Consider the following 12,018-nt stretch of genomic DNA (forward strand, 5'->3'; position numbering starts at 1 on the left):
AGCGCATGCCGGAGGAGACCTCCCTGGAGGTAGTGGAGGCCGACGACGGTCTCTGGCACGAGTACGACCTCCTCGCCCGGCGGAGCTACGGGCAGCCGGTAGGCGACATCTCCCGCCTGCGGGAGCACGCGGACATCCGAGTCGCCCTACGCGACGGCCGGGTCATCGGCGGAGGCCTGGGCCTGCCCGTTCCCCAGTACTTCGGCGGCAAGCACGTCCCGAGCGCATGTCTGGCAGGCGGATGCATCGCTCCGGAAGAACGCGGTTCGCACCTGTGGTCGCTCCTGCTCGACGAGCGAACGCGGTCCCTGCAGGACCAGGGCGCGGTCCTGGCCACGGCCTGGACCGCGTCCACCGGGTACGGGCGGCGCATGGGCTGGGCCGCGCCAGCTCCGGTCTTCTCCTGGGAGGTCCCCTCCGACCAGCTGGGGCGCAGCTTCGCCGACATCGGGTTCAAGATCACGCACATCCCGGAGGGCCACACGGGCGTGCGGCAGGCAGAGTTCGCGGCGCGGTGGAACGGGCCGTGGCTCCGGCCGCAGTGGTGGCCGGTCTGGCAGCAGGACGTCCACCCCGATCTCACACACTATGAGTTCGCCCTGCCGGGGCATGCACCCGATGGCCTGCTGACCCTCGGCTTCGACCGGCACCCCGTCGACGGCCGGCAACTGGTGGTCCACGACTTCTGGGCCGACAGCTCGGACGCCGCCTCCGCGATGCTGTGCTTCCTCGGCCGGCACAGCAGCCGCATCCCCACAGTCATGTTCCAGCGCACCGCCCTTCCGCCGACGCCTCTCCTCCACCGCCTGCACCGGGCCGGAGCCGCTGCCGCCACCTCCTGGCATCCCTGGATGTTGCGCGTCCTCGACCTGACCAAGGCGGTACAGCTGCGCGGTTGGCCGGGCGACCTGGACATCGCCCTCTCGCTCACCGTCGCCAGCTCTACCGGCGACCAAGCGTTCACGCTCCACATCAGCGGAGGACACGGCGAGCTCACCCCCACCTCCAGTCCCAGGACCCAGCTCGCACTCACGGAGCAGCAGTTCGCCGTCTGGTACGCGGGCGGATACCGCTCCGCCACATCGGCGCTGCTCGACGGCGTCGGCGGTGCTCCCGCCGATGTCGCGCGGCTGGTGGGTGCCACTTCCGAGACCGAGCCCTGGCTGCCCGAGTACTTCTGACCTTGTCCACCACGGCCTTCCAGCGGCCGCACGTGAGAACCGTGCGCGCTGGACGGCCCCGCAGCGCCGCCCGGACTTCTCCGTGCGGGCGCGGATCCCCGAAGGAGGCTTGATGACCGGCCGTCGGCCGAAAATGCCGAACAGAGCTCTCGCTGTGCTTCTGACCACGCACGGGATCAGCCACAAGGGCCTCGCGTTCCGCGTCAACCAGCTCGCGGAGCAGCAGGGCTTGAAGACGTCCTACAACCACAGCAGTGTGGCCCGGTGGACGGCAGGCTCGATCCCGCAGGAGCCCGTGCCTCAGCTCATCGCCCGCGCGTTCACCGAGCGGATCGGCCGGACCGTCACGGTGGAGGAGATCGGTATGGGTGCTGTGCCTGACAACGGGGCCGTGGGATGGGACTTTCCCCGCGACCGGGTGGAGGCCATCGCCAGCGCCCAGGCGCACTGGTCTTCGTCGGGGCATCCTGCAGGGCGGTTCGCCGTCAGTGGGTATGGCGTTCCGGTCACCCGGTGGCTCGCCGTTCCCTCGGACCGTGTCGTGTGGTGCGCCAGTGCCGAGGGCCGTCACATTGGACTGGCGGATCTCGCCGAGCTCCGCAGCGCCGCCGAGCAGGCCCGTCAGTGGGATGCTCAGTTCGGCGGGGCCAACTGGCGAATGAGCTCGGCAGCCCAGTGCCTGCGCGATCTCGCCTTGCCACTCCTGGCGGGCAGTCACAGCGAGCGGGTCGGTCGCGAGTTGTTCTCCGTCACCGCGGAGCTGGGACGGGTCCTCGGCTGGGCCGCGTTCGACAGCGGTGACAGCGCGGCCGCACAGCAGCACCTCGTCCAGGCCCTTCGGCTCGCCCGGGCCGGCGGAGACGTGGAGATGGGCACCTACGTCCTCACCACCATGGCCCTGCACACCCTCTTGGAAGGAGCGCCCGACGAAGCCCTCGACATGGCACAGGGCGCCTTTCACCAGGGTAGGCATCACGCTTCCCGGCGTGTCTTGGCGTTCGCCAAGCTCGCCGAGGCACGGGCGCTGGGCCGACTCGAGGACGGGACAGGAGCGGCGACGGCACTCAGCCGAGCCGAATCCTGGCTGGACAAGATCAACACCACTACCCGAGACCCGGAATGGCTTGCCTACGTCACCCCCGGGCGCCTCGCCGCGGATGCCAGCGAGATCTTTCGTGACCTGCGCAAGCCCAGCGTCTCCTTGACCTGGAACGACCAGGCGGACAGCCTCTGCGACACCAGCGCGGCGCGCGCCGTAGGCCTGCGCCTGGCTATCGCGGCAACGGCAGCGTGCCAGGCCCGCGACCTCGACCGCGCAGTCGACTACGCCGAACGATCCCTGGGCCTGCTGTCCCGCGTGGACTCCGCCAGGGCCCGCATCTACCTCCAGGATGTCGCAGCCGCGCTCACCCCTTGGACCGAAGAACAGCAGGCGAAGGAACTCATCGAACGCCTGCACCAGGAGTCCAGTCCCCTCACACAACCGGCAGCGGCCCCGTGAGCACGCCAGGCCGTACGGCCCTCGAGCGCGCTTCCGACGCCGGACGCAGGGCACGAAGCCCGCCCTCGACGTCCAGCACCCCGCCCCGGGCCTCGGCGCCTTCGCCGCCCCTCCTCCATCACGTCCCCGAGAAGGAACACTCCATGAAGGCCAACACCCCCCTCCCATCGGACCTCCAGCAGTGGGCCGCGAATCATCTGCCGGGCCTGGCCACAGCCACGGTTTCCGACGCCTCCTGGCCGCGCGGGGACTCCCGGATCTGGAAGGTAGCCACCGGCTCCACGGCGGCCTTCGTCAAGCTGTACCCCTCCCCCGACAAGTTCGGCCGCGAGATCAGGGGCTGCGAGCACGCCACCCGCGCGCTGACCGCAGACGAAGCCCCCCAGGTCATCGCCGCCAACGACAGGCTGCCAGCCGTCATCCTGACCGCTCTGACCGGCGATGTCGTACGCGGGCTGGAGCTGGCGAAGGCCGAAGAGCAGCGAGTGCACCAGCTGGCTGGGAAGCTCCTGCGCCGCTGGCACGACAGCCCGACCGCCATCTCCGTCATCGATCGCGAGAACATCATGGCCGCGATCACCGCCCAGGCCGGCGAGGCCGCCACATGCCTGGATCGGATCGGCGACCAGCTCTCCCCTGCAGCGCGCGACCTCGTCACCCAGGTGTCCACCGACCTGGTCGGCCACGTCCAGCACCTGCCGCACGCGTTTCGGCACGGCGACTACTCCCCCCGCAACTGGCTCTGGGACCAGGCAGCCGGCCTCCACAGCATCATCGACTTCGAAGAGGCCGCCCCCGGGATCCCCGTCGAGGACCTCGTGTGGCTGTGCGGCGCCATGTGGCCCGACCGACCCGACCTTCGCCGTGCCTTCCTCGCCGGATACGGGCGCGACCTGTCGCCCCACGAGGACCGTGCCCTGATTCTCCTCACCACCCGGCTGGGCGTCTCCTACCTCGCCACCGGCCTGGCGAAGCAGGACCAGGTGCTGATCGACCGCGGGCACTCGGTCGTAGACCGCATGGTGCGGGCCGTCAACTGACCCACCGCTCCTCCTCCGGCGGCGCCAGATCCGTGAGGGCAGCCGCCGGAGGGTCCGTCTCGGTGCGCCGCCTCCACGGTGCGCCGAAGCTCTCACCCCCGAAGCGCGAGGAGTGGGGCATAGCCCTCCAATGCGGCCTGCGGGGGCGGCCCTTACATGCTGCATGCAGTGCCGCCCCCGCACCGCTGCGCACCGCCGTCGAGCCATGCCCCGGCCACGTGATCGCCACCATCCCGGCACCTGCGGCGGCGCAGCGCTGGCACACCTTCCGTACCACCCGCTGACCTTCAACGACGAGCCACAGGTGCTGTTCTCACCTCTGACCCTAGGGAGAACCATGTCCGAACCCGCCCATCAGGAACACGTCCGCGACACGGCACTACCCGATGCAGGCCCGCCGGGCGTAGAGGTGCCCATCGAAGACCTCGAGACGCTCATGGCCGACGTGTGCACCGCCGCTGGCCTTCCCGAAGAGGAGTCCGGTCGGGTGGTGCGCCACTACCTGACCGGGGAACTGCGGGGCAGCCCGTCACACGGGGTTGCGAAGTTCGCCTTCGAGTCGCGGTTCTTCCCCGAGCGCCAGGCCCAGCCCGAGGTGGTCCGAGAACGCGGTGTGTTCGCGATCATCGACGCGCATCGCGAGATCGGCCCGCTCAGCGCTGACTTCGCCGTCCGCGTGGCGGTAGAGCGGGCCAGTCGCTTCGGGGCTGGCCTTGTCGGGATGATCAACACACAGCGGTACGGCATCCTCGCCGAGTGGACTGAGGCGTTCGCCCAGCACGGACTGATCGGGATCGCCACGAACACCTCCCGTGCCGATGCCGTCGCCGCAGGCGGCCGAACCCCGGTAGTCGGCGTCAACCCCCTCTCCTTCGCTCTGCCGACCCTCGACCATCCCCTCGCCGCGGACATGGGCACCACCCTGGCACCCATGGGTGTGCTGTGGGAACACCGGCGCTCCGGCCTCCCGCTGCCTCCCCGCTGCTTCGTCGACGCCCAGGGAGAGCCCACCACCGACCCAGACGAAGCCGTCTCCGCCGTCGTGTTCGGCGACTACCGCGGCTTCGCCCTCTCCCTGCTCCTACAAGCTCTGACCGGCTCCCTCTTTGGCTTCCCCATGGGCAGCGACGTGAAGGACGCCTACACCACCGGCTATGCCTTCATCGCGCTCGACCCCGACTTCACCGGCCCCGGCCACAAGGCCGCCGCCGCGAACACACGCCTGGTGGAGCAGCTGCGCGCTGCCAGCATCGCCGACGGTGACACCTGGCGTCTGCCAGGCGAACAGGCTCGCGTCCTCGCCGCCGCCGCCCGGGCGGCCGGCGTCGTCAAGATCCCCGAACAGGTCCTGACCCGACTGCGCGCCCGCGCCGCCGGCGACTTCACCTCCGACTGACCCTCTGGAGTCCACCCATGAAATTCCACTGGTTCCTGCCCACCGCCAGCGACGGCCGCACCCTGACTACTGGGATGCGAGGCACCCACGGGCCCAGCCACGACACGACCAATGCAGCCGGCCCCGGCGCCGACCGGCACCGCGCCCCCGCCCTGCGCTACCTCACCCAGATCGCGCAGGCCGCTGAGCACATGGGCTTCGACGCGATCCTCACCCCCGCCGGCACGTTCAACGAGGACCCGTGGATCACCTGCGCCGCCCTCGCGCAGTCCACCGAGCGCCTGAAGTTCCTGGTCGCGCAGCGCCCTGACTCGATATCCCCGACGCTCGCCGCGCAGATGGCCGCGACGTTCCAGCAGCAGACCGGGGGCCGGCTACTGCTGAACGTCGTCACCGGCGGCGATGTGGCCGAGCAGGCCCGCTTCGGCGACCACTTCGGCAAGGCCGCCCGCTACACGCGCACCGATGAGTGGCTCACCGTCCTGCGCGGCGCTCTGTCCGGCAAGCCGTTCGACTTCACCGGTGCGCACTACGACGTACGCGGAGCCACCGTCTTCTCGCCCCCTGACCCGCTGCCGGGCGTGTACTTCGGCGGCTCCTCCGCCGAGGCCGCCCCGGTCGCCGGCCGGCACGCGGACGTCTACCTCACCTGGGGCGAACCGCCCGCCGACGTCGCCGCCAAGCTGGACCGCATCCGTACGCTGGCCGCCGACGCCGGGCGCAGCGCACCGCAGTTCGGAATCCGGTTCCACGTCGTCGCCCGCGACACGAGCGAGCAGGCGTGGGCCGCCGCCGAGCGTCTGCTGACCGGGATCGACCCGGAGCACGTCAGCCGGGTACAGGCCACTCTGGCCAGCAGCCAGTCCACCGGGCAGGCCCGGCAGAGCAGCCTGCACGCCGCCTTCCGCGACAGCGGCCGGACCTCCGATCTCGAGGTGTGGCCGAATGTGTGGGCGGGGGTGGGGCTGCTGCGCGGAGGCGCGGGCACCGCGCTTGTCGGCTCGCACCGCGAGGTCGCCGACCGGATCACCGAGTACGCGAAGCTCGGCATCGAGGAGTTCATCCTGTCCGGGTTCCCCCACCTGGAAGAGGCGTACGAAGTCGGCGAGGGAGTCCTGCCGCTGCTCGGCGCCGGTGCCGGAAGCGGGGCGGCCAGCCGGTGAGCGCTGCCATCAACGTGCTGGTCGTCGGTGTCGGCCCACACACCCGCCTCAACCACCTGCCCGCGCTGGCCGCCGCGCAGGACGCGCGCCTCGCGGGCACCGTCACCGGCATCGACCTGCCCGACATGGCAGCCGCCAGGATCGAGTACGGCACGCCCGGCCGGCCGCGGCGAATGCCCGTCGTCCCCGTCCAGCCGTTCCCTGCCTCCCGGCAGGCTCTGCCAGGCGCGGTGCGCCACGTGCTGGAGGGCGTTGTGGAGCGGGAGCGGATCGGCGCGGTCGTCGTGGCGACCGAGCCGTCCGTCCATCTGCCGTACGCCCTGTGGGCAATGGAGCGGGGCCTGCCCGTGCTGCTCGACAAGCCGCTGACCGTGCACCCAGACGCGTCCACCGACCCCGCGGCCGCGCAGTCGATCGCCGACGACTTCGACACCCTGCTGGACGCTTACCGAGCGGCGCGGCGGCGCGATCCGCGGATGGTGGTCAGCGTGCTCAGCCAGCGCCGCTGGCACCCCGCGTTCCGCCGGGTCCGGGAACTGATCGCCGAGGTCGCCCAGGCCACGAACTGCCCGGTCACCTCCGTCCAGTCCAGCCACGGCGACGGCCAGTGGCGGCTGCCGGACGAACTCGTCGACCTCGGCTACCACAGCTTCGACCGCGGCTACGGCAAGGCCTCGCACTCCGGCTACCACCACTTCGACACCGTTCCGTGGTGGCTGGCCGCAGGCGAGCGCCCGGGAAAAGAGATCGACGAGATCGAGGTCCACGCCGCGTGCACCCGCCCCGCCGACTTCCTCGCCCAGCTCACCGTCGCCGACCACGCCCGGCTGCTCCCCGGCTTCGCCGACCGGAACCCGTACACCGAGCAGGACCTGCACCGGCTCACCACCGGCTTCGGCGAGGTCGACGTGTTCCTCAACGTCGCCTACCGCAGTCGTGGCCGGGTGTTGGCGCTCGGCAGCCACAGCCTCGCCCACACCACCTTCTCCCAGCGCGGGAACCTCCACCCGGTACCCGGTGGCCTCTACAAGGGCAACGGCCGGATCGGGCAGGAGACCCACATCATCCAGCAAGGGCCCTTCCAGGCCCTGCACCTTCACGTCCTGCAGACCCTTCACGGCGACGAGGACGGGATCGACCGGCGGACGGCGGGCGGCGCCGACCACATCGAGCTCCACATCTTCCGTAACGACCGCCTGGGACTGGGCTGGGAACGGCACCGCGCGCTCGGCTTCACCGACCTCGTTCAGGGCGGCGGCGACAGCGCGGTGCTGCCGACCCAGCGCTCGGCACGCACCTGCGCCGTCACCGAGTTCTTCTCCCACCTGGCCGGCCGCATCCCCCGCGCGGAGCTGACGTCCGACCTGGCCGACCACCGGCGTCCGGCCCGCCTGATGGCCGGCGCCTACCTGTCAATGTCTCGCCGCTGGACCGATGACGGCCAGCCCACCGCCCCCGTCGTTCTCGACTTCCGCCCCGCCGCCGCCCCGTCCGCGCGGGCCGGACACGCCCTCGCCGCCCTGGGAGCCGCGCGATGACCACCCCACTCGCCACCGACCGCATCGAGCCCGACCTGGGAGCGATCCTCGGCCCGCACCTGCACCAGGTCCTTGCCGCGTGTCGCCGTCACATCGGCCGCCCCACCCGCGTCGAGGCATGCACCGACGGCAACGTCAGCCACGTCTTCCGCGTCCACGGCGAGGCGGGCAACGTCATCGTCAAGGTCCGCGGCCGCCGCTTCGCCCGGATCGCGCACATCGCCACCGATCCGGCGCTGATCGCTGTCGAGCACCGGGCCCTGACGCTTCACCACGGCCTGCTTCCCGACCTGTTCCCGAGGGTCCTGGCGTTCATACCCGAAGCGCACGCCATGGTGATGGCCGACGTCTTCCCCGACGGCCGCACCTGGCGCGAGCACCTCGACCAGCACGCTGCCACCACGGAGGAGTGCACGCGCCTGGGCACTGCCCTGACCCGCATCCACCACGCCACCGCCAGCCTGCCGCCCCTGCGCGACGGCGACGGCGACGACCTCTTCCGTGCCGAACACGCCTACGGCTACTGCCTACGCACCGGAGACCACCGTGCCCTCGACGAGGCGTGCCGCCGCCTGGACGCCCTGCCGGGACGGCAGCTGATCCTCGGCGACACCTGCCCGAAGAACCTGAGCCTCCACGGCGGGCGCACTGCGTTTGTCGACCTCGACAACGTGCACACGGGCACGCCGCTCTTCGACCTCGGCTACCTCCTCGCCCACCTGGTCCTGCACCACGTCTCCCGGCCCGCGCTCCTGCGCCCCCTCGCCGCCGAGTTCCTCGACGCCTACAGTCTCCCCGGCCCTGGCCGTCCCTGGCGCGACGACGACCTTCTCGCGATGGTGGCCGCGGGCGTGCTGCTGTACCGGCTGGAGGCCCGTACCGTCCCCTACCCGGCGACCGCCCCACCTGCAACCGTCGACCGGCTGCGCCGCAGCCTGCGTCGTCTGCTGGATGCCGGGCCGTTCACCGTCCCCAGCCTGCTGGACTTCGCCGCCGGGCCGGTGACGGCATGAACGTCCCCTTCGCCCCGCCCGGCGCTCATCCGGATCTGGACCCGCTCGCCGAACTGAGCGCCCGCGGCATCCACGCGTCCAGCGTCCAGGCGCTGGCCCGCGATCAGAGCCCGTTCTCCCGCCCCACCCCGGCCTGGACCCGCCACCTCGCACCTGGCGTCGTCCTCACTGCCCGCCCGATCGAACTCGGCGACGGCTGCCTCACCAACGCCTACACCCTCACCGTCGACCTCGATCGCGCCGGGTGCCGGACCGTCTCCTCCCCGGGCGGCTTCCACCTGCGCAGCCTCGTCACTGGCCCCGTCGTAGCCGCGGTCTCCGGCGCCTTCGCCTACATCTCCGACGACCCCGCCTACCAGCCCGTCGAACCCTGCCTCGACCTCGCTGTCCGCGACTACCACGCCGCCAGCCTGCCTACCGTCACCAAACCCTCCCTCCTCGTCCACCAGGGCCGCCCGGTAGTACGCACCCTGGCCGCCACTGGCAGCCTCACCGTCGCTGGCCACCCGCACACCTGGACCGGATCCAAGGAACCCCCGCCGCGCCCGGCCCCGTCTGGCCACCTCACCGTGTTCGGGGCGGCGAACTGCCGTATCCGCTATCGCGACGACCCCCGCACGGGCTTTCGCCGCGACGTGGACGCGGCCGCCAACACCACGCCCCGCGATCTGGCTGTCCTCGACTGCGCCGTCTCCCCCACTCCCACCGGGGCGCGGATCACCGCCCTGCACCCCGGCGGCGGCGCAGACCTGTTCGCCGGCGCCTACGTCCTGCGCGCCCATCGGCCTTGGCCCGCTCACCTCGTCCAGGGCGCGCCCGTCCACGTGACGGCCATCGACACCCTCTCCACCGCCAACATCGTCAGCGCCCTGTCCCTGGGACCGTCGGTCGCCGACGCTGCTGCCGGACACACCGCGGCGTGGGACGAGAGTCTCGGCACGAGTCCTTTCCGCCCTGATGCCCGCTACGCCCGCACTCTGCTCGCCCTCGACGGTCGGCATCTGGCCCTGACGGTTCTGGATGGCGCGCCCCTCGCTCCCGCTTTCCAGGGCGTCACCGTCCAGGAGACGGCCGAGCTGTGCGAGCGGGCCGGCCACGACCCGGCGTCGGTGTTCCACCTCGACGGCGGCCAGACCTCCAAGATCGCCTACCGGTACGGGCCCGGACCGGCGGATGCTGTCGGCAACCTCCACTACCTGTGCTGGCCCCGCCACGAGCATGAGCCCTTCCGCTGGCAGGGCCTCGACGGCCGCCGTCTGCACAGCGCTCTGCAGATCACCCTCAACGAGGAGTCCCCTTGACCACCCCCCGGTCCGTTCTGGTCGTCGTCGCCCACCCCGACGACGCCGAGCTCGCCATGGGCATGCGCATCCGCGACCACGTCCTCGTCGGCGACCGAGTTCGTGTCCACTGCCTGAGCGCCGGGACCGTGGAGAAGGACGACGGAGCTGCGCGACGCGACGAGTGCCTGGCCGCCGCGAAGATCCTCGGCATCGGCGGCTACACCTTCTCCCAGATCCCCGACACCCGGTTCACCGACCACCGCGGCGCCATCAATGCATCCCTGTTCGAGGCCTTCGCGACCGAGCGCCCCGACGTCGTCTACACCCACTACCCCGACGACCAGCACCTCGACCACGCCATCACCGGTGAGGAGGCCAGCACCGTCGCGATGCGTGAGGCCGCCGATCTGATCCACTTCCGCTCCCCCTACAGCCGCAACTTCGAGCCGAATCTCTTCTTCGTCGGCACCGCCGACCTCCTGGCCACCAAGGAGGAGGCGTTGGCCTGCTTCGCCTCGCAGCAGCAGCTCGACATGGCGGTCTTCGGGGGTCTGACCGCGCTGGCCTACCGGCAGCACGTGCACCACCGCGTCGTCGAGCGCTTCCCCGCCCGTGCCCACGGCGCCGAGATGTTCTTCACCGCTCGTCAGATCGTCCATGCCTCCCGTCCGTAGACGAGGCACCGCCCGCCCCTTCAGAACTCTGTCGACCACATGATCAGGGAGGCACACCTGATGATCACCGTCACGCGCAGCAGCAAGGAGACCCTCCCCGCCCTCCGGGAGGCATGCCTCCGCGCGGGCTTCGACGCCGCGCAGGCGCAGCTGATCCGCGCCCTCGACAACGGCGTCTGGCGCCTGCCCTGCGGCGTCGTCGCCCGCGTCCACCAGCCGGGTACCGCGAACAGCGCCCGAAACGAGATCCGCGGCACGTACTGGCTCTACGGCAACGGCGTCCCTGTCCCCTTGCCCCGCCGCCCAGAACCCGTGTTGGCCGCCGGGCGCCCCGTGACCTTCTGGACCGACCTCGGCCCCGGCGGCCCGGCAAACTCCGCCGGCGTCGCCCGGATGCTCCGGGTCCTCCATCACCTCCCGGCGCCCACCGCCTTGCGCCTTCCCTCACACGACCCTTTCGCGCGCTTCCCCGCCCAGATCGCGGCCGCTCACGCCACCCTCGAGGAGAGGGACTGGCTGACGGCTTACGCCTCCGAGCTCCGCGAGCGGTGGCTCGTTCTGGACTGGCCGACCCCCAGCTGTGTCATCCACGGCGACGCCGGGCCAGGCAACACCATGGCCACTGCGGCCGGGACGTTCCTGATCGACTGGGAACGGCTCTCCGTCGGCCATCGAGAATGGGACCAGGCCACCGCCGCCTGGCACTGCAACGTCTTCGGCGCCAGCCGCGACGACTACACCGCCTTCGCCGGCGTGCGCAGCGCACAACACCCGCGTCAGGCTCGCTCGCTGCGGGCACCGACGGTGGCCCGGTGCCGGACCCGTGAGCGGCATTGCGGGGCCGGATGCGACCCCGCCTTCCAGGACCGGATGCAGTCCGCCAGCACCACGCTCATTGCCGGGGGCCCGCGCCCGCCCATCACCCTCCTGCTTTCGAGACACCATGGGCGGGCGCTCCGATGTAGCGCAGGCGGCATACCCAGGCTGCTGGGTACCGCCGGCTGCCTATCGAATGCCGTGGTGCGAGTACCTGGGCAGCTCTGCGTAGTGTTGATCAAGGGAGTGAGGCGAGGTTGTCGCGCGAGCCTCGTCCTGGGACTGCCGCTCCTGAGAGTCGCGCCGCACCTGGGCGACGACCCTCTGCTTGCGGCGCTCCTCCTCCTGCTCTCGAAGTACCCGCAGTCTGTCAGTTTGCTCTTGGCTCTCCATGACTTCCTCTCTTGAAATGC

Annotated in this window: 10 protein-coding genes; all 10 read left to right on the forward strand. The window is 71.2% G+C overall.

Annotated features, from left to right (window positions below; genetic code table 11):
• The first annotated feature begins 5 nt into the window (after positions 1–5).
• The 10 genes from eis (at position 6) to ACFWP3_RS09810 (ending at position 12,013) form a co-directional block, all read left to right on the forward strand.
• Positions 6–1,181, forward strand: coding sequence for an enhanced intracellular survival protein Eis (gene eis, locus ACFWP3_RS09765; protein ID WP_384218175.1), 1,176 nt, complete (start codon positions 6–8; stop codon positions 1,179–1,181).
• Positions 1,182–1,293: 112 nt separating this feature from the next.
• A complete protein-coding gene (locus ACFWP3_RS09770; protein WP_384218176.1) occupies positions 1,294–2,682 on the forward strand; it encodes a sporulation associated protein in 1,389 nt (462 codons plus the stop codon).
• 143 nt (positions 2,683–2,825) lie between these two features.
• Positions 2,826–3,722 (forward strand): aminoglycoside phosphotransferase family protein, encoded by an 897-nt coding sequence (locus ACFWP3_RS09775; protein WP_384218178.1) that lies wholly within the window; start codon positions 2,826–2,828, stop codon positions 3,720–3,722.
• Positions 3,723–4,059: 337 nt separating this feature from the next.
• Entirely contained in the window at positions 4,060–5,118 is a 1,059-nt protein-coding gene (locus tag ACFWP3_RS09780) for an Ldh family oxidoreductase (protein ID WP_384218181.1), read from the forward strand.
• Between the two features lie 17 nt (positions 5,119–5,135).
• Positions 5,136–6,281, forward strand: a complete 1,146-nt coding sequence (locus ACFWP3_RS09785) for an LLM class flavin-dependent oxidoreductase (RefSeq protein ID WP_384218183.1) — start codon at positions 5,136–5,138, stop codon at positions 6,279–6,281.
• Positions 6,278–7,819 carry a Gfo/Idh/MocA family protein gene (locus ACFWP3_RS09790; RefSeq protein WP_384218185.1) on the forward strand — a complete coding sequence of 514 codons (1,542 nt, stop codon included), beginning with the start codon at positions 6,278–6,280 and terminating at the stop codon, positions 7,817–7,819. The genes ACFWP3_RS09785 and ACFWP3_RS09790 overlap by 4 nt, the downstream gene beginning before the upstream one ends.
• Positions 7,816–8,832, forward strand: coding sequence for a phosphotransferase (locus ACFWP3_RS09795; protein ID WP_384218188.1), 1,017 nt, complete (start codon positions 7,816–7,818; stop codon positions 8,830–8,832). Before ACFWP3_RS09790 ends, ACFWP3_RS09795 begins: the two co-directional genes overlap by 4 nt.
• Positions 8,829–10,133, forward strand: coding sequence for a hypothetical protein (locus ACFWP3_RS09800; RefSeq protein ID WP_384218190.1), 1,305 nt, complete (start codon positions 8,829–8,831; stop codon positions 10,131–10,133). Before ACFWP3_RS09795 ends, ACFWP3_RS09800 begins: the two co-directional genes overlap by 4 nt.
• Positions 10,130–10,789, forward strand: a complete 660-nt coding sequence (locus ACFWP3_RS09805) for a PIG-L deacetylase family protein (protein ID WP_384218193.1) — start codon at positions 10,130–10,132, stop codon at positions 10,787–10,789. Before ACFWP3_RS09800 ends, ACFWP3_RS09805 begins: the two co-directional genes overlap by 4 nt.
• 60 nt (positions 10,790–10,849) lie before the next feature.
• Positions 10,850–12,013 (forward strand): phosphotransferase family protein, encoded by a 1,164-nt coding sequence (locus ACFWP3_RS09810; RefSeq protein WP_384218195.1) that lies wholly within the window; start codon positions 10,850–10,852, stop codon positions 12,011–12,013.
• The last annotated feature ends 5 nt before the right edge of the window (positions 12,014–12,018 follow it).

Source organism: Streptomyces sp. NPDC058525 (genome assembly GCF_042719495.1).
GTDB lineage: Bacteria > Actinomycetota > Actinomycetes > Streptomycetales > Streptomycetaceae > Streptomyces.